Annotated in this window: 23 protein-coding genes and 1 pseudogene; 11 read left to right on the forward strand and 13 right to left on the reverse strand. The window is 72.3% G+C overall.

The features are described from left to right. Nucleotides 1–306: 306 nt before the first annotated feature. Nucleotides 307–528 (forward strand): hypothetical protein, encoded by a 222-nt coding sequence (locus tag O1G21_RS38350; protein ID WP_270150365.1) that lies wholly within the window; start codon nt 307–309, stop codon nt 526–528. Between the two features lie 619 nt (nt 529–1,147). On the opposite strand, the gene O1G21_RS38355 is transcribed toward O1G21_RS38350, so the two are convergent. Beyond that, a complete protein-coding gene (locus O1G21_RS38355) occupies nt 1,148–1,627 on the reverse strand; it encodes a MarR family winged helix-turn-helix transcriptional regulator (RefSeq protein WP_270150367.1) in 480 nt (159 codons plus the stop codon). A 197-nt stretch (nt 1,628–1,824) separates the two neighbouring features. On the opposite strand from O1G21_RS38355, the gene O1G21_RS38360 reads away from it, so the two are divergent. From O1G21_RS38360 to O1G21_RS38375, 4 genes are all read left to right on the forward strand, one after another. Beyond that, complete coding sequence (locus O1G21_RS38360; RefSeq protein WP_270150368.1) at nt 1,825–2,775, forward strand: saccharopine dehydrogenase NADP-binding domain-containing protein; 951 nt, start codon at nt 1,825–1,827, stop codon at nt 2,773–2,775. Nucleotides 2,776–2,780: 5 nt separating this feature from the next. Beyond that, complete coding sequence (locus tag O1G21_RS38365) at nt 2,781–3,518, forward strand: MBL fold metallo-hydrolase (RefSeq protein WP_270150369.1); 738 nt, start codon at nt 2,781–2,783, stop codon at nt 3,516–3,518. A gap of 509 nt (nt 3,519–4,027) precedes the next feature. Further along, the gene (locus O1G21_RS38370) at nt 4,028–4,900 is read left to right on the forward strand and encodes a nucleoside hydrolase (protein ID WP_270150370.1); all 873 of its coding nucleotides are present in this window, start codon (nt 4,028–4,030) and stop codon (nt 4,898–4,900) included. A 21-nt stretch (nt 4,901–4,921) separates the two neighbouring features. After that, the gene (locus O1G21_RS38375) at nt 4,922–5,230 is read left to right on the forward strand and encodes a hypothetical protein (RefSeq protein ID WP_270150372.1); all 309 of its coding nucleotides are present in this window, start codon (nt 4,922–4,924) and stop codon (nt 5,228–5,230) included. A gap of 51 nt (nt 5,231–5,281) precedes the next feature. On the opposite strand, the gene O1G21_RS38380 is transcribed toward O1G21_RS38375, so the two are convergent. From O1G21_RS38380 to O1G21_RS38395, 4 genes are all read right to left on the reverse strand, one after another. Next, nucleotides 5,282–5,893 (reverse strand): nucleoside/nucleotide kinase family protein, encoded by a 612-nt coding sequence (locus tag O1G21_RS38380; protein WP_270150374.1) that lies wholly within the window; start codon nt 5,891–5,893, stop codon nt 5,282–5,284. A 362-nt stretch (nt 5,894–6,255) separates the two neighbouring features. After that, nucleotides 6,256–6,612 (reverse strand): GNAT family N-acetyltransferase, encoded by a 357-nt coding sequence (locus O1G21_RS38385; protein ID WP_270150376.1) that lies wholly within the window; start codon nt 6,610–6,612, stop codon nt 6,256–6,258. Nucleotides 6,613–7,015: 403 nt separating this feature from the next. Further along, the gene (locus tag O1G21_RS38390; protein ID WP_270150377.1) at nt 7,016–8,161 is read right to left on the reverse strand and encodes an FAD-dependent oxidoreductase; all 1,146 of its coding nucleotides are present in this window, start codon (nt 8,159–8,161) and stop codon (nt 7,016–7,018) included. 637 nt (nt 8,162–8,798) lie between these two features. Continuing rightward, complete coding sequence (locus tag O1G21_RS38395; protein WP_270150378.1) at nt 8,799–10,082, reverse strand: vanadium-dependent haloperoxidase; 1,284 nt, start codon at nt 10,080–10,082, stop codon at nt 8,799–8,801. Nucleotides 10,083–10,315: 233 nt separating this feature from the next. Here O1G21_RS38395 and O1G21_RS38400 point away from each other — a divergent pair, with 233 nt between their 5' ends. Then, complete coding sequence (locus O1G21_RS38400) at nt 10,316–10,918, forward strand: sigma-70 family RNA polymerase sigma factor (RefSeq protein ID WP_270150380.1); 603 nt, start codon at nt 10,316–10,318, stop codon at nt 10,916–10,918. A gap of 16 nt (nt 10,919–10,934) precedes the next feature. Next, complete coding sequence (locus O1G21_RS38405; RefSeq protein ID WP_270150382.1) at nt 10,935–11,744, forward strand: anti-sigma factor family protein; 810 nt, start codon at nt 10,935–10,937, stop codon at nt 11,742–11,744. Here the strand turns inward: O1G21_RS38405 and O1G21_RS38410 are convergent. Next, nucleotides 11,728–11,931 carry a hypothetical protein gene (locus O1G21_RS38410; RefSeq protein WP_270151517.1) on the reverse strand — a complete coding sequence of 68 codons (204 nt, stop codon included), beginning with the start codon at nt 11,929–11,931 and terminating at the stop codon, nt 11,728–11,730. The two genes, O1G21_RS38405 and O1G21_RS38410, sit on opposite strands and share 17 nt — an antisense overlap. 229 nt (nt 11,932–12,160) lie before the next feature. Here O1G21_RS38410 and O1G21_RS41900 point away from each other — a divergent pair. Beyond that, nucleotides 12,161–12,429, forward strand: a pseudogene (locus O1G21_RS41900) (transposase family protein); the annotation flags it as partial. 273 nt (nt 12,430–12,702) lie between these two features. Here the strand turns inward: O1G21_RS41900 and O1G21_RS38420 are convergent. From O1G21_RS38420 to O1G21_RS38450, 7 genes are all read right to left on the reverse strand, one after another. Further along, nucleotides 12,703–15,333 (reverse strand): DUF6185 family protein, encoded by a 2,631-nt coding sequence (locus tag O1G21_RS38420; protein ID WP_270150384.1) that lies wholly within the window; start codon nt 15,331–15,333, stop codon nt 12,703–12,705. Continuing rightward, on the reverse strand, nt 15,330–15,716 hold the full coding sequence (locus tag O1G21_RS38425; RefSeq protein WP_270150386.1) for a hypothetical protein: 387 nt from the start codon (nt 15,714–15,716) through the stop codon (nt 15,330–15,332). Before O1G21_RS38425 ends, O1G21_RS38420 begins: the two co-directional genes overlap by 4 nt. Before the next feature lie 723 nt (nt 15,717–16,439). After that, nucleotides 16,440–17,315, reverse strand: coding sequence for a phytanoyl-CoA dioxygenase family protein (locus tag O1G21_RS38430; protein WP_270150387.1), 876 nt, complete (start codon nt 17,313–17,315; stop codon nt 16,440–16,442). Between the two features lie 68 nt (nt 17,316–17,383). Next, entirely contained in the window at nt 17,384–18,256 is an 873-nt protein-coding gene (locus O1G21_RS38435) for an ABC transporter permease (RefSeq protein WP_270150389.1), read from the reverse strand. After that, the gene (locus O1G21_RS38440; RefSeq protein WP_270150390.1) at nt 18,253–19,011 is read right to left on the reverse strand and encodes an ABC transporter permease; all 759 of its coding nucleotides are present in this window, start codon (nt 19,009–19,011) and stop codon (nt 18,253–18,255) included. Before O1G21_RS38440 ends, O1G21_RS38435 begins: the two co-directional genes overlap by 4 nt. A 5-nt stretch (nt 19,012–19,016) precedes the next feature. Next, nucleotides 19,017–19,976 (reverse strand): ABC transporter ATP-binding protein, encoded by a 960-nt coding sequence (locus O1G21_RS38445; protein ID WP_270150392.1) that lies wholly within the window; start codon nt 19,974–19,976, stop codon nt 19,017–19,019. Nucleotides 19,977–20,072: 96 nt separating this feature from the next. After that, on the reverse strand, nt 20,073–20,267 hold the full coding sequence (locus tag O1G21_RS38450) for a hypothetical protein (protein ID WP_270150393.1): 195 nt from the start codon (nt 20,265–20,267) through the stop codon (nt 20,073–20,075). A gap of 232 nt (nt 20,268–20,499) precedes the next feature. Between O1G21_RS38450 and O1G21_RS38455 the strand changes: the two genes are divergently transcribed. From O1G21_RS38455 to O1G21_RS38465, 3 genes are all read left to right on the forward strand, one after another. Further along, nucleotides 20,500–21,855, forward strand: coding sequence for a helix-turn-helix domain-containing protein (locus O1G21_RS38455; protein WP_270150395.1), 1,356 nt, complete (start codon nt 20,500–20,502; stop codon nt 21,853–21,855). 598 nt (nt 21,856–22,453) lie between these two features. Further along, a complete protein-coding gene (locus O1G21_RS38460) occupies nt 22,454–23,698 on the forward strand; it encodes a M16 family metallopeptidase (protein WP_270150397.1) in 1,245 nt (414 codons plus the stop codon). Then, nucleotides 23,695–24,564, forward strand: a complete 870-nt coding sequence (locus O1G21_RS38465) for a hypothetical protein (protein WP_270150398.1) — start codon at nt 23,695–23,697, stop codon at nt 24,562–24,564. The genes O1G21_RS38460 and O1G21_RS38465 overlap by 4 nt, the downstream gene beginning before the upstream one ends. Nucleotide 24,565 lies beyond the last annotated feature (1 nt).

Consider the following 24,565-nt stretch of genomic DNA (forward strand, 5'->3'; position numbering starts at 1 on the left):
AACGTCCGGGCGGTTGAGGTGCCTGCGGCGCGCGGCGGGCCATACGTGGGCGTCCGAGCGGGTCAGGCGGTGCGTAGGGGGTGCCGCCGATCCGAAACGGCGGCAGCACGCGCGCACGCTGATGGACCCGTTCACCTGGCTGTCGGACCGCCAACAGCCGCAATGCCGTTCGTTTTGTCTGCGATGCGGACCAGACGTCCGCTCGGGTGACTCTCGCTCCCTGCTTCGCGCATTGCGCCCTTCCCAGTACACCCACCGGTGAACATGGGCCCGGTGAACACGCACCCTGCTCCCGGGAAGGCCTCCATGCCCGCCGACGACCAACTCGCCCGCTTCCTCACCTCCCTCAGCCCCGCCAGCCGCGAAAAGGTGCAGGCGCAGCCGCAGGAGGGACAGGAGCAGCTGGCCGCCGCCTGGGAGGACGAACTCAGCGAAGACACCGATCTGGACACGCTCGACGAGCTGTCGCCTGTCGCGGCTGCGGACGAGGCGGCTGAGCGGGTGGTGCGGCAGTTCTTCGAGTCGTGACCGCCGGCCAACCGCACCCTTCGGAGCCGGCCCCACCCGGTCAGCCCGGCTTCGTCGAACCGGCCGTGAGCACTTCCCCGCCCTGGCGAGCTCGTGGCCCGACGCGGCCCGGCCCTCGGCCCCCAGCGGTGCCCCAGGAATCCCGGCAACGGCCTGCAGCCGCCCAGCGCCCCCGGCCCACAGACCCATCCGGACGCCCACAGCCGCCCCCCAGCCTGCCGAGCAGGCTCGACGCCATCGCCGCGCGGCTGCGCACCGCGTCCGGACGGTGTGTGGCAGGCTCCGAACGCCGCGCTGCGCCCGTGCTGGACGTGCCGGGCCTCGGTCGGCGGGAAGGAGGGCCCGAAGCCGGAGCTGCGGGAGATGGCCGGCCCGGGCCGGCTGGAGTGCCCGCAGTGCTTACGACCCCGACCACGACACCGCCCTCCAGCACGCGCCGCGTCGTGAGCGCCACCGCCGCGGCATCCGCGGCCCGGGGCCCGGGCGGGGTCGGCGGGCATCTCGCGCGCGAACCGGTGGCGGTACGGCGGGGGTTCGTCGTCCGCGGTGCCCGTGCGCGGGAGTGTGCCGACCACGCCGGGTCGGTCGAACCGTGTCCCGGCGCCGGTCGCCGGTGTGGCTAACGGGGGAAACGGTTGCGGACGGTCCGGGCGACGTCGGTGCCTTCGAGCAGTGTGTGCAGTAGGCCGGTGAGGGTCGCGATGTCCGCGCCCGAGAGCGGTTCGGCCATCGCGGCGGTGAGCCGGCCGGTCGCTTCGCCGAGCCGGTCGGCCAGGGCCTGGCCTTCGGCGGTGAGTTCGAGCAGGACGGCGCGCTTGTCCTGCTCGTGAGGGAGGCGGCTGACCAGGCCCCGTTGGACCAGCGAGTCGACCAGCCGGCTCGGGCTGCCCTGCTCGCAGACGAGCAGACGGCCGAGGGCGGCGAGGGTGACCGGCTGGTGGCCCGCCAGCACGTCGAGCACCTCGGCCTGGGGCGGCGTCAGGCCCAGCGGGCGCAGGGCCTCGCCGAACCGGCGGCTGCCCTCGCGCTGGGCCGCCAGCAGAAGGTAGCGCAGCTCGTCGTGGGAGGCCCGGGGGGAGTGGGTGCGGTCGGCGGTCACGTGCGCTCCTTCGCTCTCGGCGGACCCGGGGTGCGCCTGGTCCGCCTGGTCCGCCGTCCGAGTACGGGAGCCAGCATATCAATGGCACGACATTGATGACCCAACATTCATGACTAGACATTGATGATGTGACATCGATGTTGTGTCATGATGTTCCCGTCGGCGGGAGGGCCCCGCCGACGGGAAGGGGCATGGTCATGCGTAGTGACTTCGTGGTCCTCGGCGCCTCCGGCACCACCGGTGGCCTGATCACCGAGGAACTGGTCCGGCAAGGTCGGCGGGTCGTGCTCGCCGGCCGGGACGCCGCGCGGCTGACGCGGACCGCGGCCCGGTTCGAGACAGGGGCGGTCTCGGTCCTGGCGGTGGACCTGGCGGACCCCGCCTCGCTGAGAGCGGCGGCCGGTGCGGGCAAGGTGCTGGTCAACACGGTCGGTCCGTTCGCCCGGCTGTCCCCGCCGGTGGTGGCGGCCTGCCTGGACGCCGGCACCGCCTACCTCGACCTCGCCAACGAGCGGGCCGCCGTGCGCGCCCTGCTCGACCGGGACGCCGAGGCCCGCGGACGCGGCGCCACCCTGGTGACCGGAGCGGGGTTCGGCCCGGCCGCCACCGAGGCACTGGTGCTGGCCCTGCTGGGGACGGGCGTCGGCGCGACCGAGGTGAAGGTCGCCACCGCCCCCCACAGCGCCCACGACACCGACGGCGTGCGCGGAACCGTCGCCGAGGCCATGGCCGAGGGGGCCACCCGCTACCGGGCCGGCGAGCTGGTGCGCGCGCCGCTCGGCGAGGGCGCCACCACCCTCACCTTCGGCGGCGCCGCCCGGACCGTGATCCCCGCGCCGATCGGCGACCTGGAGGCGGCGCGGGAGGCGAGCGGTGCACCGGAGGTCACCGCGTACGCCGTCCCGCGCGGCACGGGGACGGACGACGGCCGCTCCCACGCCTACGCGGAACTCACCGACGCGGACGGGCGGGTGCACACCGCGCAGCTGAGCACCGGCGAGGGGTTCGCGTTCACCACGGCGGTCGCCGTCGCGACCGCCACCCGCCTCCTCGACGGCCCGCCGCCCGGTGCCTGGACAGCGGCGCGGCTGCTCGGCGCCGAACCGGTCGCGTCCCTGCCCGGCACCACGATCCAGCTGGGCCGGTGAGCGCGATGACCACCGTGCACCGCCTGGGTGACCACCTGGTCAACTTCTACCTGGTCGACACCGGGCCCGCCCTGCTGCTGGTCGACGCCGGACTGCCCGCGCACTGGGACGGCCTTCGGACCGCACTGCGCGACCTCGGCCGCCCGATCACCGACATCGCGGCGGTGCTGGTCACCCACGGCCACCCCGACCACGTCGGCGTCGCCGAGCGGGTCCGCGCCGCCTCCGGCGCCGAGATCTGGGTGCACGAGTCCGACGCGCCGATCCTGACCGAGCCCCGACGGCTGAACGAGGTCTGGACCCCGGAGCGTTCACTGCTCGGCTACGCACTCCGCCGCCCGAACAGCCTGCGCGCACCGCTGCACCTGGCCCGGGGCGGCGCCCTGCGCATCCCGCCGGTCCGCAGCCTGCGCACCTTCACACACGACCGGCAACTCGACCTGCCCGGCGCGCCGCTCGCGGTCCACACGCCCGGCCACACGCACGGCAGCACCAGCTACCTCTTCCCGGACGCCTCGGTCGCCTTCACCGGCGACGCCCTGGTCACCCACGACGCGGTGGCCGGCCGGGTCGGACCGTGCGTCATCTGCCGGGCCTTCACCCAGGACAGCACGGCCGCGCTGGCCTCACTGGAGAAGATCGCCGAACACGAGATCGCCACCGTGCTGCCGGGCCACGGCGAACCCTGGACGGACGGCCTGGCGCGGGCCGCGCGGCAGGCGGTGGCCGGCGGAATCCGTTAGACCGCATGAAGTGCGCTGCTCGCGGTGGCGGGTCCGCCCGGACGGGAGGACCCCCGGCCCGAGGCACGCATCAAGGCCGGGCCGCTTCGCGGTCGCCGCGCGAGCCTTGACCCGGGTCCTGCCGGGGCCGGGCGGACACGGTCGGCTGCCGGGCGAGAGAGCACCGCTCCACGAACGCAACGACGCCGGATAGGAGCGGCGCTCGGCCGCACGGCCGCCAGCGCCCGCTGCGCCTCGATCAGCCGGTCCGGGTACTCGAAGGTCTCCTGCTTGCCCGCCGCGCAAGGTACGTGGACCCAACCAGCGCCGGGCCGCGCCTCGCCGCCGACGGCGGGGTGGTAGATCACGTGGGAGCGGACTGCCCGCTGCTGGCCTGGCCCGGTGGTTCGGCTGCTGATGCTGCGTTGGCGGCCAGCAGCGCACGTCGGCGGTAGTCGGCGGCGGCCGCACGCGCTCGTCTCGCCGATATTCCGTTGGTGACGCTCCGTCGGGTCGGTACGGTCGCGGGCATGGCAATCCCGATCGTGTTCGACATGGAGACCGGCGACCCCGACGACGTCTTCACCCTGTGTGCCCTCGCGACCCATCCGTGGGCACACTTGGTGGCCGTGACGGTCATGCCCGGATCGGATGAGCAGGTCGGCATCGTCAAGCACCTCCTCGGGCGCCTCGGGGTGAGCGCGCCGGTCGGCGCATACCGGCCCGGCGCCGACGTGAAGCCGGTGTCGGGCTTCCACCGCCGATGGCTTGGCAACGCTCCGGCTCGCGAACCCGACGCCGAGGCCTGGCAGCTGCTGCGGGACGCCTTCGCCAGCGGGGACGCGACGCTGCTCACGGGGGCGCCGCTGAAGAACCCCGGCATGCTCCTGGAGCGGGAACCGAACGTGCGCATCGCCCGCTGGGTCGCGCAGGGCGGCTTCGCCGGCGACTCCGTCGTCCCGCCCGAACACCGTCTCCCCAAGTTCGAGGGACGCGAGACCTGCCCGACGTTCAACTTCAACGGCGCTCCGGACGCCGCGTTGAAGCTGCTGGAATCGCCCCACGTCGGTGAGCGGGTGCTCGTCTCGAAGAACGTCTGCCACGGCGTCGTCTACGACGGCGCGATGCACGCCGCCCTGTCGGCGCGGCGGCTCACACCCGGAATGGCGCTCGTGCGGGAGGGCATGGGGGTCTACCTGGCCAAGCGCCGCGCCGGCAAGGCCTTCCACGACCCGCTCGCGGCGGCCGTGGCGCTCGACGAATCCGTCTGCGCGTTCCGCGAGGTCGAGGTGTACCGCGAGCGCGGCGCCTGGGGTGCGCGTCCGGCGGCCGGCACCCGGACGCGGATCTCGGTCTCGGTCGACCACGCGCGATTCCTGGACGTCCTCACGGCTACCGGGTGACGGCCCTCGCCCCGAGCGAGCTTGAAGGAACCCCCAGGCCACGCGCGGCTGGGTGGAGAAGGGCGCCTGCGGCCTGGACGGCTGGGCCTGCCTGATCGACGGCGACTCGTCGTCTACGCCACCGCGGCCACCATCCGCGCCGAACGGCAGCGCGTTCACGACCACACCGCCGCCACCCGCGCCGAACGTCAGGACCCTGACCACGACACCGCCCTCCAGCACGCGCTGCGTCGTGAGCGCCACCGGCAGGACGTCGCCGACCGCCAGGCCGTCCGCGACCTCACCCAACAGTCCGGGCCCACCCGCCCGAGGGTGCGCCGCATCCAGTGAGTGGGCGGATGCGCAGCTGCCGTGTCCGCCCACCGAATCCGCATCACGGCGTCAGGATGCGAGGGCTGGCGAACGTCGAGTTGTCGACGATGACGTCCACCATCGGGCGGGCTCGACTTCCCGGACGTAGATGTCCTCTGCCACCAGATACCGGTTGCGGTGGATCGACTCGGTCTCGGATCCGGTCCAGTTCTGATCACGGGCAGCGCCGCGCTGGACGGACAACTCCGCATCCACGTGCAACCAGACCCGGAAGTCCCAGTAACCGTTGATCTCCGGCCGGAAGGCGAAGACGCCATCCACGATCAGAACCGTGCCGGAAGTGAGCGCCGTCCTCTCCGCAGCATGGTCCTGCTGCGTGAGCGGGTCGATGCTGCACAGGACCGCGGACGTCGTCCCTGGAGTCCGGCAGGGATCGAGCAGCAGGCGTTTGACCACGTCGTAGTCGTACGCATTGCGGTAGCACCCCTCCCCTGACTCACGGTCGTAGAGGCGCCGGTCCTTCCACGGCTTCTTGAAGTCATCGAGGCTCGCCCGAAGCACAGGGCGTCCCGCGGCACTGATCCACTCGGCGAGTTCGTGTCCGGAAGCGGTGAGGCCGTCGATTCCCACCAGCAGACGGCCCGTGCCGACGGTCAGGACACGTTCTGCGATCGCCTTCACCAGCGCACTGCGTTCGGGGGAGACCGCCGGAGGCGTGGGCTGTCGCCAGGTCGAAGCTCATGAATGCACTTCCGCCCGCCGCGGTCCCATCAGACCTTCTTGCGGGGGGGACCACCGGCTTTAGCCGGTGAGGGAATCGCATTCTTGGATCGTAGGCGCGAAGCGCCGAAGCCCACTCGGATAACGATTCTGATGATTCGTCACAATAGACCGATGTCGCGTGCACAGTGATCACGTGTCTGTGACTCGGAAGGTTCGCCGGTAGCGAACGCCGATCACGTCGGCGCACGGAACATCCTCACCAGGGCCGGGCTGGCCCTCTGCGACGTGGCGTAGCCACCGACACAGGAAGCCCCACGGCTTTAGCCGTGGGGAGGAGTCACGAGGCGCTTGACGTAACGATGGGCGGGCACGCGTACGGGACCCTGGTCGCTGGGCGCGTGGTGGTCGAAGACCCCGGTGTCCTCCCAGCCGTTGCGCGTGTAGAACGTGCGGGCACGGAGGTTGCCGGCCACCACCGCCAGCCAGGCCCGCCCGTGACCGCCGGCTGCGACGAGACGCTCGGCTTCGGCGAGCAGAGCCACGGCCACACCGCTTCCCCGGTGGTTGCGGGCCACGTACACCTGCTCGACCTCGTCGTCGACCACCATCACGAAGCCCGCCACCGCACCATCGACGACCGCGACGACCGCGTCACCGACGCGTTGCACGGCGCGCACGGCGAACGACTCCTGCGTCCGTACGGCGAGTAGGGCTTCGGGAACGTTCCCCAGGTGGGCGTCGCACCACCCTCGATACCAGATGTCTCCGATGGTCTGCGCGTCCTCTGGCCGAGCCGGACGTATTTCCGTAACTCCGCTTGTGTTTTCCGTCATGTCAATTCCATGGGGGTGGTGGTACCGCTGGACGTCGTCGGCTGCAGGTTTCCGCGACGGGTTGCCGGTGAGGCGGCCTCTGGCACCTGCTGCTGCCTGTGGGAGGGGCGTTCGTGGGGCCGGGCCGGGGGCTGGAACGGCTCGCGGAGCTGTTGGTCCGGGCTCTGACTGTCTCGGCCGAGAGCCCCGTGCGACATGAGCCGGTCCGGCGCCTCCTTCGCGAGCCTGGGGCCGGAACCCGGCGGTTTCATCGTGAGTCCGACGCGTGGGGGGTGAAGTCCGGTAGGTGTTGGAGGCTTTCGGTGACGGCGGTGAAGCCGTAGTCGAGCATTCGGAGTTCGTACTGTGCGACTGCGGCCGGGAGTTCGGCCTCATCGCGTTGGACGGCGGCGAGTGAGCGGGAGAGCAGCGCGGCGTCACGCAGGGCCGTGTTGGCGCCCTGGCCGCCGCTCGGTGGCATGGGGTGGATCGCGTCGCCGAGCAGGGTGACCCGGCGGGTGCCGCCCCAGTGCGGTACCGGCTTGGCGCAACGGACGGTCAGGGGTGAGCTGTTGACGACGTCGGCCTGGCGGACGAGGTCGAGCAGGTCCGGATGCCAGTCGTCGAGCAGGGCCAGCAACTGGTCGCGGACGGCCGGCCAGCCGTCGGGCTCGCGGGAGTGGGGGACGGGGAGCATGACGACCCAGCGCAGGTAGTTGTCGGTGTCGGGCAGTAGGACGTCGGGGGCCAGCTCGGCCGCGGCGAGCCTCGGGGGCCGGCGGAACTCCATCCGGCCGAGCAGCATGATGATGCCGGGGCCGTGGACGATCGTGCCGAAGCCCGGTACGAGAGCGGCGAACCGCTCGGTGAGGGGGGTGCGTCCGAGGACGGCGTTGCCGGGGAGGGTGACCACCTCGGCCTCGGGCAGCAGTTGGCGGCGTATCACCGATCCGATGCCGTCCGCGCCCACGAGCAGATCGCCGGTCGCGGTGGTGCCGTCGCCGAAGCGGGCCTCGACCGTGCCGTCCGCGCGTTCGGTGTAGCCGGTCACGGCCTTGCCGAACTCGACGCGGCCGCTCAGCCCGGTCAGCAGCAGTTGGCGCAGCACGTGCCGGTCGGTGGCCGTCCCGCCGTCCACCGGGCCGAGCCGGCGGATCTCGTGGAGTTGCCGGTCGAGGACCCGCCGCTCGCCTGCCATCGGCCCGGTGACGGCCGCCAGCAGGTCGTGCAGCCGCTGTGGCAGGCACTCGTGCAGGGCGGCGAGACCGTGCTCGTTCAGACCGACCCTGAAACCCTGGTAGCGGCTGTGCGCCGACCTCTCCCGCTCGTAGACCCGCACGTCCACTCCGGCTCGGAGCAGCCCGTGGGCCAGGCAGAGGCCGCCGATTCCGGCTCCGGCCACCATGACCTTCATGATCGTGTCTGCTCCTCTGCCGGGTGCTCGGCGACTGTTCGCGTGCGCCCAGCCTGCCGTGCGGAGCCGACTCCCCGTCAGTGACTCCTGTGCCCGGATCCGTATGACAGCTGTCACCACGAACCGCTGACGGATCGAAGACTCCGCAGGTGAGCGACCGTGTTGTTGCGGCCCGCGTGTGCCTGTGGCCGGCCGGGACGGACCCTGGACGGAGCCGGCACTCACTTCGCCTTCCTCGGAAGCAGTACGGCATCCGCCCCGACGGCTGACGCGAGGCGGCCGGCACTACGGCGAGGCCGGCGAAATGCGTCTTGACCCTGCCCTGGGGGCAGGGTCGACGCTGGTGGCTTGACGTCCTCCTCCGGCTGAAGCCGGAGGATTCCAACCCTCGCGGGTCGGGCTTTCTGCTTCACGGCCGGTTGCCGACCCGGGGTTGCCGGCGGAGGGACGGTGTGCCGCCCATCGGTCTTACACCAGCTCCACACACCTGACTTCCCGCCAGCCCGGCGGTAGGCCCGGCCGACTTGCAGTAGTCGCCCAGCTTCTCCACCGTGAGCGCCGCGCTGGCCGGCTGCACCCGACACGTCGGGTGCAGCCGGCTCCTGGTCCCGGAGCCCTGGCGCCGCTCGGGTGGCCGTCAGAGACGGTGCGCCACGAACTCGGCTACCTGTGTGCCGAGTTGCTGCCCGGCACTGTTGTCGATGGAGGTGTGCTGGCCGGACCAGATCCGGCTGAGCCACGCTTCGGTGGCGGCGTCCTGGAAGCCGGCGAAGGTTCGGGTGACACCCTTCGAGGTCACCGTGAACTGGTGATGTGCGCCGTAGAACCCGGCGAGTGCCGTTGCCGCGGCCTGGCTGAGAGCGCCGTGGGCGCCGGGGTAGGACGGGTCCGGGGCGGTCGGCAGGAGGGGAGTCCAGTGGGGATCGCCGACGATGCCCGGGTTGTCGTGCGTGTCGCCGAGCCGGATGGCGGTGACGGGCCGCCAGACGTGGAAGGCGTACTTGGCGTCGTACATCGCGATCGCGGTGTCGGCGAGGGACAGGTCGAGCCGGGCGAAGACCTTCACCGCCTGCTCCAGGCTCGCGTTCTGGGAGGTGACGAGGCCCTGCGCGACCTGGTTCCAGACGTTCCAGACGGGTGCCGCCGCCCAGAACTTCGCGGCCGAGGTCTGATCGGCGGTGCGGGTGGTGCTGGTCTTGCTCCCCAGGCCCTTGACCTCGTTCAGGGCGGCGGCGTACGCGGCGGTGCCCACGGCCGGCGGCGCCGCCGGGCGGAACTGGCTCCCGCTCGTCAGCACGAACGGTGTGACCGAGCCCCAGTTGGTGAAGACCGGCGCGGGGAAGGCGGGCGGCGTGGGCCGGTAGTCGCCGGGCAGGCTGCCAGGAGCGAACCGCGGCGGCTTGGCCGAGGATCCGTCAGCGGACCGCAGACTGATCAGCCGGCGCGCGACCGCTGCTCCCACGCCGATGCCCGCCTGTTTACGGGCGCCGTCGGCGATCGCGGACAACTGGCTGCTCAGCTGCCGGTCCACGCCTGCCCGCTTGGTGGGGTACAGGGCGACCAGCACATCGTGCGCTGCCTGGTCCGCCGCGGCGTCCGCACGGGCACCCTGAGGTGCCGGCACCGAGAACAGGTAGGCGGGATCGGTCCGGGTGATCGATGCCACGGCGTCGTACTCGGCGGCCTGGAGCATGGCGAAGCTGCGCGTGGGGTGGACGGTGGGCGGCTGGGCCTTGGGATCGCTCAGGATTCCGATGAGCTCTCGGTTCCACTCCACGACCGACGCCCCGGACCCGGCAGCGGCGGTGCTCGTGGTCGGTGACGGAGCGGCGGGGGCGGTGGCCCCGAAGGCCGGGCTGGTGAGTCCGGCCGCCAGCACGGTCCCGGTCAGGACGGCGAGTGTCTTCTGCTTCCCACTCATTTCGGTGGCTCCTTCTTGCTGGTGGCGGGCCGTGGCAACAGGCGGCCGCAAGCGGGCGTGAGTCGGTCATGCGGTTGGTGTTCCGTTCCGGGGACTCCTTGCGGGACGGGGGAAGGAGGGGATCCCGGGGATCGGTGCTCGTGAGGTTCCACGGGTGCCGGGACCGCGCGGTTCGGTGCATAAGCACCTTTTGCGAGATTTCACCGATTACTGGCATATGCGATGATCGACTTATGCCGTGGAGTCTTCGGAGACGCGGTCCATCGAGTGAGCCGGATCGCTCCGGGACCCGTGTCTCTGGTACGGGGACCATCTCCCGGGCGGACGAGGAACTACTCCGCACGCTGTACGCGGAGCATGCCGGGCCGCTGCTTCACTTCGTCCTGCGACTGACCTCAGGAGACTGGCAATGGGCCGAGGATGTCGTGCAGGAGACACTGCTGCGGGCCTGGCAGCACCCGGCGGCGTTCGACCCCGAGCGCGGACCGGCCCGGGCGTGGCTGTGCACGGTCGCCAGGCACCTGGTCATCGACGCTCACCGGGCCCGCCGGGCCAGACCGACCGAGGTCGACGGGCAGGCGCTGGAACGGCTCGCGGAACAGACACCCGGAGAAGACGAGCTCGAGCGAACGCTCCGGAGCTGGGCGGTGGCCGAGGCCATCCGGACCCTCTCCCCGGAACACCGGGCCGTGCTGCTGGAGACGTACTACAGAGGCCGGACGATGGTCGAGGCCGCGCAGGTGCTCGGCATTCCGGTGGGCACCGTGAAGTCGCGCACGTACTACGCCTTGAAAGCACTGCGGCTGGCGCTGCGGGAACGGGGTATCGAGCCGTGACAGCGACGTGGAGGAGGTGCGGACCTTGAACGGCGACCACGACGCCGTCCGGTTGTCCCTGGGCGGATACGTGCTGGGAAGGCTGTCCCCGGCGGAGACGGAGCAGGTCCGCGCCCACCTCGCAGACTGCGCCGAGTGCCAGGCCGAGCATGCCGAGCTGGCGGGACTGCCGGCACTGCTCGCGACGGTCAGCGAGGCCGAGGCCGTGGGCGAGGTACCGCCCGCGCCCAGCGAGGAACTGGCCGACCGGCTGGTACAGCGGGCCGCCGCGAGCGAGCGGGCGCAGCCGGAGCCGGAGCCTGCGGCCACTGCCGTGCCGCTCGGACCGCAGCGAACCGGGCGGAGCCGGCTCGACCGGCTGCTCCAGCAGGCCGCGTCCCGACGTCGTACCGCCGTGCGGAGGCAACTGGTCGGGGTCGCGGCCGCCGCGACGCTCGTCGCCGCGGCGGCATCGGGCGGTACGTGGCTGGCCACCGTCGCGTCCACGGGCAGCCAGGTGGCGCAGCCCGCACCGACGTCACCTGCTCCGGTCCGCACGTTCTCCGGAACCGACCCCACCACCGGCGTGTCCGCCTCTGTCGAGGTCTCGCCCGCCGCCTGGGGCAGCACCCTGCGCGTCACGGCGAAGGGAGCGCCCGCCGGGATCACCTGCAGCCTGCAAGCGGTCGGGATCACGGGCGCCACGGCGACCGCCGCCACCTGGCAGGCCGGCGACTACCCCGGTGGCGCCAAGGTCTCCGGGACCGTACCCATGTCCCCGGGAATGATCAGTCACTTCGAAATCGACGCCGGCGACGGCCAGCGGCTGCTCACCGTCCCGGCGTGACGCCCTGGCGCGGTCGGCACCCCGTGAGCCCTCGGTGCTCGACGGCCAGGGAGGCCCGGTCGGTGAAACAGGGAGCGCTCTCCACCTCGTAGAAGGCGGCCGGCACGGGGCTCTGGTATTCACCGACCGTCTGCCGGTCACGCTGGTGCACCTGCACCTGCACCTGCACCTGCACCTGCACCTGCACCTGGGCCTGCCACACGCGGCCCTGGCCCAGCTGTACGGCGTGGACCGCTCCACCGTCTCCGGAGCGACCCGCGAAGTGCGGCGAGTTCGTCGGTGCGCCCGCTGCCGTCGGCCGTCCACCGCACGGTCGTGCCGACGGTGCGGACGCCGGTGCCGGCGACGGCCACCGGGTACGGGCCGAAGGCGGGTTCGTCGCCCGGGGCGGGGTGCTCGGCCGGGTCGAGCGCGCAGTAGCCGCGCGAGGCTTCGCCGTCCCCGACCGCCCCGGGCTGCGACTGCGCACGCTGGAGGACCTGGTCGCCTACGCCGACGCCGAGAACGTGGACCTACGGCTCGACGGCACCGAGGTGCAGGTCCGCCGCCCGCGCGCCGGACACCCCGGCCGAAGGCGTTCGTGTCCGGCAAGCGGAAGCAGAACACCATCAAGACCACCACCTTCAGCGATGCCCGGGGCCGCACGCTGTTCAGCGGCGTCGTTCGGCCGGGCCGGATGCACGACCGACGCTGCTGGGCGTTGCCTTCCCGGCCGGGACGACCACTGGATCAGCATCGCCGCCGAGGCCCGGCTCACCGACCCGCCCGCAGGTGTCAGCAGGGTGAGCGGACCGCTCGGCAAGGTGGGTCGACGGGGTCTGCCGGCTGTACTGCGGCCGGCGTCGGACCCGCGTCCTGTGGATCGGCCCGGCGACCGTCGCGGGAATGAACGCGCCGATGGTCGCCTGCGGCCCGTACATCGCCGGAGCGAGCCTAGGAGTGGCAGCAGCGCCTGGACTTAAAACTTCATGGTCCGGATATCAGGGCCGATGAAGAACTTCGCGATCGCGATCAGCACGGCCAACTGGGCCAGTACGTAGGCGATCTGCGCGGAGAAGCCGCGGAGCTGGTAGATCGAGAGCAGCAGTCCGAAGCGGCTGGGCCACAGACGCCGCTCGGCGCGGAAGGTGTCCGCGTCCATGGCGAGGCTGGTGAGGGTCAGCACCAGGAGCATTTGGCAGATGGCGATGGCCCAGTTGCCGAGTGGCTGGTCGGTGAGGAGGTCGCCCAGGAGCCCGAGGACGATCAGCAGGGTGTAGACGGCGGTCAGGCTCAGGGCGCGTGTCGGACCGCGGCGGCCGGGCAGCAGGCGCCAGAGCGCTCCCAGCACCAGGCCCGCGCCTGCCGCGGTGAGCTCCACGACCAAGAACTGCCGGATCATCTCGGGGGCCCCGAAGGAGTCCTGCGCGGTGTGCATCCATTGGGTTTGCTCGCCCTGGTAGGAGAACCAGAGGATGACGAGAGTGCCGGGAAGGCCGAAGGCGGCCGCCAGCAGGGCGGCCCTGCGGGCGTTCTCCCACCACCTGGCATGCGGGCCCCAGCTCAGGGCGACGTCCATGACCGTGAACCGGCCGGGCAGCCATGGCCTTGTCGTGTTGGCGGTTCCGGTCGGCGACCGCCAGCGGTGCAGTCCGCTCAGCTCCCGTTCCACCGCGTGCCGTTCCTTCTCCGCCGCATGTCGGCTCGCGGCTCCCTCGCTCTTCCCCGGCTCCATGTCACGGAGCTCGTCGGTCAGCTCCCGGTAGCGGCGTGCACGCACGATAAGGTCGGAACGGCCCGCCTCCGTGATCGCTTCGCTCAGCCTCGGAGTGTCCCCGCTTCCCTCGAAGTGTTGGGCCAGGACCGCCCACCGCTTCCCGACCGCCAGCAGGGCGTAGAACCCGGCGATGTCCAGGACGAGCCAGAGGACAGCCGCGGCCTGGCTGCCTGCGTACGAGCCCTGGCGGTAGGCGACCACGACGGCGAAGAACACGGCGAGCAGGAGGCAGTCCAACCTGGTGGGATCCGCGCACGGCACGGGGAACGCCAGGTCCCTGGCCCGTAGCAGGGCCACGATGGCGATGCCGGTCAGCACCCAGGTCCCGGCGACGCACCATACGGGAACCTGGACGGTGTAGGACACCAGATGCTCGCTCAGGAAGGAGCGGTGCAGCCAGCCGTACTCCCGCACGGTGCGGTCGCTCAGCCAGCTGGCCCGCTCCCACCCGCGGTCCTGGGTCCACCACTCCCACCCCAGCAGAAGGATGGTGACCACGGCCAGGACCGACCCGACGCGGCGCAGCCGCCAGGGTGAAGCCGGTGTCCGGATCAGTCCTCCCTCACACGCGAGCCGCCAGATCCACAGCGCCAGGCCGGTCAGCCACAGCCACAGGAGTGCCGCGGCCATGGCCACCAGCGGGGCGAAGCCGTGGACGGAGCCGGTCCCGGGGGAGGAGAGCGTCTGGGGAAGGCCGAACAGGGACGGCCAGCCGGCTACCAGGCCGCCGGCCGCCGCCACCAGCGAGGCGGCCAGCAGCACCGACCTCTTCGGACGGGCGGCGGCCGTCAACGCCCAGCCGACCAGAACCCCGATCAGGATCCTGAAACGGTCCTGACCGAGGAGCGCGTACTGCGGTGGCAGGAACGTCAGGCTGATGACGGCGCTGACCAGACCCCACTGCAGCAGGACCGTGCTGCTGCAGATCTCGAGCCCGGTGGCCTCGATGTGGGCCGGCCGGCGACGGGCTCGTAGAGCGGCCACCGCGACGATAACGGACATGACCACCCACCAGGCGGCCATCCCGATCCTGTTGCTGACGAGAAACGCACTTTTGCCGCTCACCGCCGCCCATGCGCGTTGCCACGGGGGAGCCACCCGAACCGTCAGCAAGGAGCTCGACTCCTGAGGCCGGTCAGGGTCGCCCCACCGCATGCTCCCGTTGCCGGCGGTCGAGGGTTCGGGCACCACGCTGGATGCCTCCAGGCCGCCCAGATCGACCGCGACCGAGTCCCAATGGGCCCCTGCCAGAGCCGTCGGCGGAACGAGGGACAGCTTCCACTGGCCGGGGTGCACATCGACTTCCCACGGCCCGACGCGGAACATGCCGGCTTGGTCGAACCAGAAGATCGTCGGGTACTCGACCTCGACCCAGTCAGGCTCGGCGCTCACCGCCGGATTGGACGAACGCCACTCGCGTCCGCGCAGGTACTGTTGCGGGGGCCGTCCCGACTCCTGCTCGTCGCGCAGGAGACAGCGCATCGCATCGCGGTAGGCAACAGAACTCTTCTGCAGCAGCAGGCCCTCGGCAGACTCCCAGGACCTGGGTACGCGGACGGTCATGACTCCCCGGCCCTCGACCGTGTTGTGGGCGTGGTTGGCGAGTCTGAGTTCGACGTTCACATGGGCCGCGGTCAACTGCTCCGCATGACAGCCGCTCGCGGACGGGGAGTCCGCTCGGGCGGGCTGTCCGCCCCAGAGGGTCAGGAGAACCAACAACGGCACGGCGCACAGTCCCCACCGGTACAGCGCGGCCCTGCGGACTCTTGCGTTGCGACCGTGCGACGGCGGCGAGGTGTTCGTGTTCACCTCGCCGCCGTCCTCGTTCTTCAACGCACTGTGCTCCTGCTTCCCGGGCACCCGCTGATCGGACTGCACTGCAGGATCACCTGGTAGGCGTGGCTCTCGACCTCACCGCTGCCGCGTCCGGTCTTCACGAACCGCCACTGCGAGGGCTTGGTGTGACCGGTCGCGTCCGCCTTGTCGACCCGGATCTGGAGCGTGCGTGCCGCGAGGTCATGGGTCTCGACCAGGACCTCGTCGCCCGCGACCGGAAAGTGCTCGTGCAGCAGACACAGGCCGAAACGGTCGAGATTCCCGTGCCTTTCCAGCACTTCCACGAGATCGCGCACGAACTGGCTGTCCTGTGGACCCAGCCCCTTGGCTTCCTCGAACGTCGGAAGCGGTTGCCCGGGAGCGGTCTCCGGATCTCTCATGAATTGTTCCTCGAGTCATCTGAGTGGCTTTCGGAAGAGTAGGTTCGGTTCCGAACGGCTGCAAGCCGACACCCCGGAGGGATGGCCGGCAACCCGGCGGCCCCTACCCCAGGCGGCCGAATGCGGGTGCCGGTCGGTTGCCGTGGCAAGCCACCGCACAGGTGGGAAGCGTCCGGCGAGCCGCATTTCGAGCAGGGTGGAAGGCGCGAGCACCAGGCCAGCGGCAGCGAGCGCCCGATCCCCTTCCCGGCCAACTTCCCACGCAGGAGTGGCTCGCGGAGCGGCGGGTTCAGGCGCGAGTGCGGCGGAGGAACCGGTCGGCGAGGTCGACGGCCTGCCGGACCGGGACGAGGCGGCAGTCGGCGGTACCGATGCGGCGGTGGTGACGCCGGCGGCGGCGAGGACGCGGGTGCCGAGGTCCGCGAAGTGCAGATTGTCCAGGTCGGGGGCCTGGAAGGCGGTCCAGCCGTCGGGGGCGACGCAGCGGTAGAGGACCCGGAACAGCGGCCGGTCTTCGCTCGTAGCGACAAGTGGGAGCCTTGGGAGCGCTTTGACGACTCCTCGACAGAGCTCATCTATCGGATGCTGACCGACCCGCAGCACCCCTACTCCCTCGCGGAGTACTTCGAGACCCACTGGTTCACCTCGGCCGACGAGGTCGAGCAAGCCGAGGAAGCCCCCGCCCCGTCCACCGCGGCCGCCCCCGGACGGTTGGCCTTCCGGTCAAGCTTCCCAGGCGCTCAGGTCGATGCCCGGGTAGCGCAGGCCGACGGCGCGCAGGGTGTCGGGCGTCCAGTACGGGTGGTGCGGCGGTGGGAAGCCGAGTGCCCGCAGCTGGGCGGGAGAGGACCGTGCCACCCACGCGACCCACTCGGGCCGCTTCCCCCGGAACGGCCAGGCGTGGTAGCCGACCCATTCCGCCTGCGCCGTGCGGAAGGCTGTGTTGAGCACGAAGCGGGCCGCGCCCGGGCGGGTGATGTCGACGGCCCGGTGGTAGGTGCGGGCCTCGAAGAGGAGCAGCGAGCCGGCCGGGCCGACCGCGCTCTGCTCCAGCGCGTACAGCTCCGGGTGCCGGGCGCGGTCGAGGTCGGCCTCGTCGTAGGCGAGCCCGCTGGTGTGCTGACGGCTCACCACCCGGGTGGCACTGTCGTCGTCCACGTCGTTGAGGTAGACGAAGGCGTTGACCTGGTGGAAGGCCGGGTCCTCGGACGGCACCAGCAGGCTCTGGTTGCGGTAGTCCAGGTGCAGGCGCTGGTCGTAGGTGTGCGGGCCGCCGTACTTGGCCCACAGGCACGCCTGGTAGATCCGCACGTCCGGGGTACGGAGGACCGTGCCCACTGCGGACAGGAGTTTCTCGTCGACGGCCAGTGCGTTCAACGGCTGCTGCGCCAGCGGGTAGTTGAGCAGTCCCTCGAACGGTCCGCTGACCAGTGCGGCGCAGCGCTCGCAGTCCGGGTGCTCGGCGAACTCCTCGGCCGTGGGGACGACTTCGGGCAGCGCGGTGAGCGCGGGGGCGAGCTCCTGCGCGGAGAAGAAGTGCGGGACCACGACCCAGCCGTGGTCGCGGTAGTGCTGTAGATGGGCGTCGGAGAGCGGCATGCGCGGGGTGTCCCTCGGGTCGGCGGGTGGCTCGGAACAGGGGGGTGTCGGGGGCCGGGCGGCGGCGGTCAGCCTGTGGACTCCAGGGTTCCGCTGCGGCGCCCGCTCGCGGCGACCCGGCCGAAGGCCGGCAGGGCCAGCGCGAGCCAGGCGAGCGCGGTCGCCGTGCCCAGCAGCACCCGGAGCAGGACGGTGCCTACGGGCGCGCCGTCCAGGACGCCGCGCAGTGCCAGCAGGTCGTGGGTGAGCGGCAGGCTCCACGCCACCCAGCGGACGGCGGTCGGCCAGACGGAGACCGGCACCTCCACGCCGCAGATGGCCATCATGCCGAGGTAGGCGACGTTGGAGATGGTGTTGCGCCAGGTGGTGGCCGACAGGGCGAGCGCGGACAGGAACAGGCCGAAGCAGTAGGTGCCGACCGCGGTGAGCGCCACCAGGCAGACCATGGCCGCCGCGCCGGGCACCGTCCAGTGCACCCCGAAGAACGGCCCCAGCACGAGTAGGGTCGTGGTGCTGGTGGCGATGCCGCTGGGAATCCACTGCAGGCTGCGGCCGACGAACACCCAGGCCAGCTCGGCGGGTGAGGCGACGAGCAGCGGCAGGGTCGCGCTGCGCCGCTCCCAGGCGCTGGAGGTGATCACCAGCATCGCCTCGATGGCGCAGGCCATCAGCGCGTTCCCGACGAACAGGTAGCGCTCGCCCCCGGGGCTGCTGAACACCTTGCCGACCAGGGCGAAGAAGACGGCCTGGGAGAGCATCCGGGCCAGCCAGCCGAAGGTCCAGGTGGTCCAGGTGTACATGGCCCGGAAGTCCGCTGCGGCGATCATCGCGCCGGCGTGCACGGTGCGCCACGCGGAGGTCCGCGGTGCCCGCGGGGCGTGCTCCGGGAGCGTCGGGGCGTGCTCCGGGAGCGTCGGGGCGGTGCTCGGGTGCGTACTCATGCCAGGTCCAGGGTGCCGAGGGCGTGGACCCGGCGCAGGATCCGCCGCATCAGCAGGCCCGCGGCGAGGTAGCCCGCCAGACCCAGCACGGCGATGGCCGCCAGCCGGGCCGTCGGCGCGGACACTGCCGCCGGGGCGAAGCAGTCCCGCAGCAGCCCGCTGGACCAGGAGAGGAAGACCAGCCGGCTGAGCGGTTGCACCGGTCCGGGCAGCATGCTGACCGGGACCAGGACGCCGCCGAGCAGGTAGACCGGGAAGCTGAGCGAGTTCTGGAAGATCCGCGCGGAGCGGGTCAGCACGAAGGCGCAGGCCATCGTCGCCGCGGTGCCGACCATGGCGAAGGCGCTGAGCAGCAGGCAGGCCACGAGCAGCACAGGGTGCCGCGGGACCAGGTGGATGCCGAAGGCGGCCTCGGCGACGATCCATGCCTCGCCGAAGGAGAGCAGACTGACCGCCACCACGGCGCCGATCCGTCCGGTGACGGGCGAGATCAGTGCGGTGGGCGTGGCCACCACGGTCTCCAGCAGGCCGTCCGCCCGGTCCTGGCCGATGAGGTCGCCGGCGGTGAACAGTGCCATGCTCCAGAGCGCGATCAGCACCGGCGCCAGGACGGCGTAGGAGGCCAGGTCCCGGTGGCCGGTGTGGACCGAGACGGACAGGAAGACGAGGGTGTAGAGCGGAACGGTGAACAGCACCTGCAGTTCGCCGGGTGAGCGTCGCAGCAGCGTCAACTGGAGGCGGAACCCGGCCGCCACGCCCCTCACCGCGCTCCCACCCGAAAGCCCCGGTCGCCGATGACCTGGAGGTAGACCTCCTCCAACCCGGGCGGGGAGGTGGACAGTTCACGCACCCCCGCGTCGAGCAGGACGCTCAGGACGGCGGCCGAGCGGTCGGCGCCGCGGACCTGGATCCGGATCCGTCCGTCTCCCAGGTCCTCCAGGGCGGCGACGCCGTCGAGGGCCAGCAGCTCCGGGCGGACGGCCTCGGGGACGTCGCGGGCCTCGACCCGCTCGTACCCGCCGAACCACTCGCCGAGTTCCCTGGGGTGAGCGGTGGCCAGGACGGTCCCGCGGTCGATCAGCGTGACCCGGTCGCACAGCGCCTCGGCCTCGGCCATGTCGTGCGTGGTGAGCAGTACGGTGTGCCCCTCGGTGCGCAGGTCGGCGACCACGTCGCGGAAGGCGCGGGCGGAGACCGGGTCCATCCCGGTGGTCGGCTCGTCCAGCAGGACGACCGGGGGGCGGTGGATCAGGCCCCGGGCCAGGTGCAGGCGCTGCTTCATGCCCCGGGAGAAGCGTTCGACCGGCTCGTCGGCATGGTCGGCCAGGCCGAAGCGGTCGAGCAGCTCGGCCGTGCGCACGGCCGCTTCGGCCCGCCGGATGCCGTACAGCGCGGCCCAGTAGCGGATGTTCTGACGCGCGGTCAGGCGTCCGTAGAGACCGCGGTCGCCGCCCAGGACGATGCCGACGAGCGGGCGCACGCCGCGCGGGTCGGCTGCCGGGTCCCGGCCCAGGACCAGGGCCTGCCCGGAGGTGGGCAGCAGCACCGTCGAGAGGACCTTGCAGAGCGTGGTCTTGCCGGCACCGTTGGGGCCGAGCAGGCCGTGCACCGTCCCGGCTTCGATGTCCAGGTCGATGCCGTCGAGGGCCACCCGCTCGGCGGCGCCCGCCTTGCCGGTGGAGAACGTCCGGCGCAGTGCTCGGACTTGCACCGCGGTCATCGCGCACCCCCGGGCGCCGCGGCGGCGGGGGATGACGGGTGGGTGGTGCTGACGGGCATGAGGACCTTCCTGCTTCCTGCGGACGTGACCGGCGGCTCAGCAGCAGGCGGGGAAGTCCGTCAGCTTGTTGGCCGGGGGCTTGTCCGCCGGCGGTGCGAGCGGGGCCGCCTGGTGGCTCTCGGGTCCGGCCGGCGCCTTGGTCGCCGACGCCGCGAACGGCAGGGCGCTGGCGGAGAGGGCGAGAACGCCGAAGCCGACCCCTAGCAGCTTGGAAGTCAGGGCGGATCGCATGGGTGGCGCCTTTCGTGGGAGTCTCTCTTCGATCTGCTCCCCAGCGCACGGCGGAGTGGAGCAGCTAGCATGGTCGTCGGGGCCAGTCATGCCTGTCAAGGGACCTTGTCATGAAAGGCAGTGGGATGTCATCGCTAGTCGCAGTCGAGCAATCGGCGCCCGACGGCCCGCTCGGACTTCGGCCGGGTCCCGGAGGCGGGAGCGGGGCGGCAACCGAACAGGGACAGGGGTGATGGCAGTGGCCGATCTGCAGGCACTCGGCAGGCGCGTCCGCGACCTCCGCAAGCGCCAGGGGCTCTCCCAGGGAGACCTCGCGGGCGAGGGACTGTCGGCCAGCTACGTCTCGCTGATCGAGTCCGGCAAGCGGAGCCCGTCGAAGGAGATCCTCCGGGCCCTGGCGTCCCGGCTGGACTGCGATCCGGAGGTGCTGTTCGAACTGATCGAGACGCCCGAGTCGGACGACGACGTCGAGCTCGAACTGCGGTACGCGGAGCTCTCGCTGCGCTCCGGGCAGGCCCAGGCGGCGTACGACGCCTTCGCGGTCCTCCACGAGCAGGCCCAGGCGCGCGCGGACGAGTCGCTCGCGGCGCGGGCCCTGTGGGGCCGGGCCCGTGCGCTGGAGAACCTGGGCCGGCTGGAGGAGGCCGCGGCCGACTACGAACGCCTCCACCGGGCCAAGCCGACCGCCGCGGTCGTCGCCCCGCTGCTGGTGGTGGTGGCGCTCTGCCGCTGCTACCGGGAGCTGGGCGACCTGACGCGCGGGGTCGAGCTGGCCGAGTCCGCCCTCTCCGAGCTGCGCGACCTCGACCTGGCGCCGTCCCGGGAGAGCATCGAGGTGATCTCCACCCTGGTGGGGCTCTACAGCGAGCGCGGCGACCTGTACAGCGCCGGCAACCTGGCCGCCAGTGCGGTGGAGACCGCCCGCACGGTGGAGGACCGGCAGGCGCTCGGTGCGGCCTACTGGAACGCCGGGCTGGTCGCGCACCGCACCGGGCGCGTCGCCGACGCCCGCATGCTGGTCGAGCGCGCCCTGGCCATATACGCCGAGGGGGACAACGACCGGAGCGTCGCCCGGCTGCGGATCGCACACGCCTCGGTGCTGCTCCAGGGGGACCAGGTCCGGCCCCGGCTGGCCAAGTCCACGCTGGAGGAGGTCCTCTTGTCGCTGGACTCGATCGGCGGCAGCGCGGTGGACCGCGCGTACTGCGAGTCGGGTCTGGCCCGGGCGGCGCTGCTGCTGGGGGAATCCGAATCGGCGGTCGAGCACGCCCGCCGCGGGCTCGACCAACTCGGCCCCGGCCACCGGCTGCAGACCGCGCGGCTGCTGGTGGTGCTGGCGGCGGCGCTGCTGCAGACCGGCCGGACGGACGAGGCCCGGGAGGTCTACGAGCGGGCCGCGCTGCACCTGGAGGCGTCCGACGCGAGCCGTCAGGCCACCTTCGCGTGGGCGGAGCTCGCCGAGGTGCTGGCCTCGTCCGGGGACACCGAGCGCGCGCTCTGGGCCTACCGCCAGGGCATGCAGCTGCTCGGCCACCGGAGCTTCTTCGGCGTTCAGGGCAACGGCCTGGGGGCGTCCCGCTCTGCCTGACCGCCTGACCGCCTGACCGCCTGACCGCCTGACCGCCTGACCGCCTGCGGCGCTCCGCCGCCCCGCCACCCCGCCCGGGTCCCCTGTCCAGGGGCCCGGGCGGCGGCGTTCGCCCGCACGGCCGCGTGCTCCGGGAGGCCGCGCCGCAGACCTATGACGGCTATGACTAGATCTTATTGACAAGCATGACTGACCCGAGCAGACTTCAGTCATGAAGGCGGCGGCGTAGATCGCCCCGGCGGAAAGCACTCCGCCCGGCGGCCCTGCGCGAGTGGCGAGTGGCCACCGCGTCCCGCCGATCCCCGTTGCCCCTCCTCCGCGGCGCCTCGGCCCAGGGGGAGGTCCACGGGTGGCGCCTCCCTGTGCGCGTCACCCGCGTCAGCCCCGCACGTTCCGGCCGCCGGTCCGCCGGCGGCCGACGGGCCCGAGACCCGAGAGGAGGTGTTCCGCATGTCCCGCAACCACAAGGTCGGCCTCCGCCCGCGCCTGGACAAGATCAAGACCGGTCGCTGAGCCGGACGGCCGGGAAGCCCTCGGGCTTCCCGGCCCCTCCCGGGCCGCCCACGCCGCGGCCGAGAGTCGAAGCAGGAGAACCAACATGACCCAGCACGAGGTGCACCGGCTCTCGCCGACGACCACTGCCATCGCCGCGGTCAGGCCGCAGGACCGGATCACCACCCTGACCTTCTCGGTGGACTTTGGCTCCAGGGACGACCCGGCCGGACTCAGTGGCGCGGCCCACCTCCTGGAGCACCTGCTGATGACCGCACCGGTGGCCGGCGGCCCTTCGCTCACCCGGCGCGTCGAGCACCTCGGCGGCTTGGTGAACGCCCAGACGGGGCTCGACTCCATGGTGTTCCAGGCGCAGGTCCTCAACGAGGACGCGCCGGCCGTCCTGGCGCTCATGGGCGAGGCCCTGATCCGCCCCGCCTTCGACGACGCCCTCCTCGACGCGGAACGCCGGGTGGTCTTCCAGGAGTTGTCCGCCGCCGCGGCCGATCCCAGCGACGTGGTCCAGGACGCCTTCCTGGCGCGCCTGTTCGCGTCGCATCCACTGGGACGGCCGGTCGGCGGCACCGTCCACGACATCGAACGGACCACCGCGGCCGACCTGCTGGCGGTCCACGACGAGCTGTTCGCGCGCCGCAGGTCCGCCCTGCTCGGCATCGGCGGGCTGGACGGCGACGCCTTTCGCAAAGCCGCCGACGCTTCCGCCTTCGCCCTCGCGCCCGCCGACCCGGACCACGGGCAGCCCTCCGTCGCGGCGGCGCTGCCCTTGGAGCGGCTGACCGGTGACACCGGGCCGCTGCGCGTCCCGCAGGACGCGTTCTGCTGGATCTGCATCGGCGGCAGGGCACCGGCGCTGGGCGATCCCGCGGGGCCGGCCTACACCGTCCTGGCCCAGCTGCTGGGGTCGAGCGCCTCGTCGCTGCTCTTCCAGCGGCTGCGCGACGACGAGGGACTGGTCTACAACTTCTACGCCTGGTCGCGCGGCTATACCGACACCGGGGCGTGGCGGGTGCTGCTCGGGCTCGAGTCGGGCAACGCGGCCCGGGCGCTGGACGTCGTCCGGGAGCTGCTCGACCTGCTCGGCACCGACGGTCCGGCGCCGGACGACCTCGCCGCCGCCCGCCGCCAGGCCGTCATGGAGCTCGTCCTGGACAGCGAGCAGCCCCAGCACTTCAGCCCCAGGCTGGCGACGGGCACTCTGTGGGGCACCCGCCCGTGGAGCCTGGACCAAGCCGTCGCGGAACTGGACGCGGTGGACGCCGGCGCGGTCCGCCGGGCCGCCGCCGAGCTGGGCGCCCGGCTCATCTGGGTGGTCAGGCCGGAGGCGACATGAGCGACACCGTCGACGGTGCGCCGAGCAAGGCCTACCTGGAGCTGGCGCAGGACGCCGGTCTGCTCGCCGAGCACCCGGCCGGTCGCTACGTGGCCGGCCTCAGTACCGATCCGGTGACCGGCGAGGTCAGCTGCCTGGTCGAGTACGCCGATCCCGCGCTGCTGACCGCTCCCGCGCTCGGCGAACTCACCCGGCAGCTGTGCGCGGAGCACCCCGCCGCCCGGGCGCTGGTGGTGCGGGTCGCCGCCCCCGGCGTGCTGCCGGCGCCGTGGCTGCCGCGCCAGACCTACCTGCGACTGCCCTGCGACACCGGCGAAGCCACCCGGGCCGACACCGACCCGGGTGGCATCCGCGACACCGCCGGCTACACGGTCCGCCGTGCGGTGGCCGCGGACACCGGCCAGGTCCGCCGCTGGCTGGCCGAGGCGATCGAGGGCGGCGCCCGCGACCTCGGTGCGGTGCCCGACTCCGCGGTCGCGCTCGAACAGGCCGGCGCGGTCACCGACGACCCCGACCGGGTGAGCTTCGTGGCGGTCGAGTCCGACCAAGCCATGACGACCGGCGAACCACTGCTGGGGCACGTGACGCTGGTGCCCTTCGAGGACGAGCTGACCGGGGCCGGACACCTGGAACTGGTGGACGTCCTGGTCGTACCGGGACCGCAGGCCCGCGCGGCCCGCGCGGCGCTGGTCGCCGCCGCCCGCCGTCACGCGGCCGCGGTGCGACTGCCGCTGCTGGGCCACGTGGTCCACCCGCACCCGGCGCCCGCCGACGGCGGACACGCCGCCGCCGTCCTGGCAGGCCTGCGCCACGAGGGCTGGCGCGACCACCACAGCTACTGGTGGCGCGCGCTCCCGAGCGCCTGAC

The sequence above is a fragment of the Kitasatospora cathayae genome, from assembly GCF_027627435.1.
GTDB classification, from domain to species: Bacteria; Actinomycetota; Actinomycetes; order Streptomycetales; family Streptomycetaceae; genus Kitasatospora; species Kitasatospora cathayae.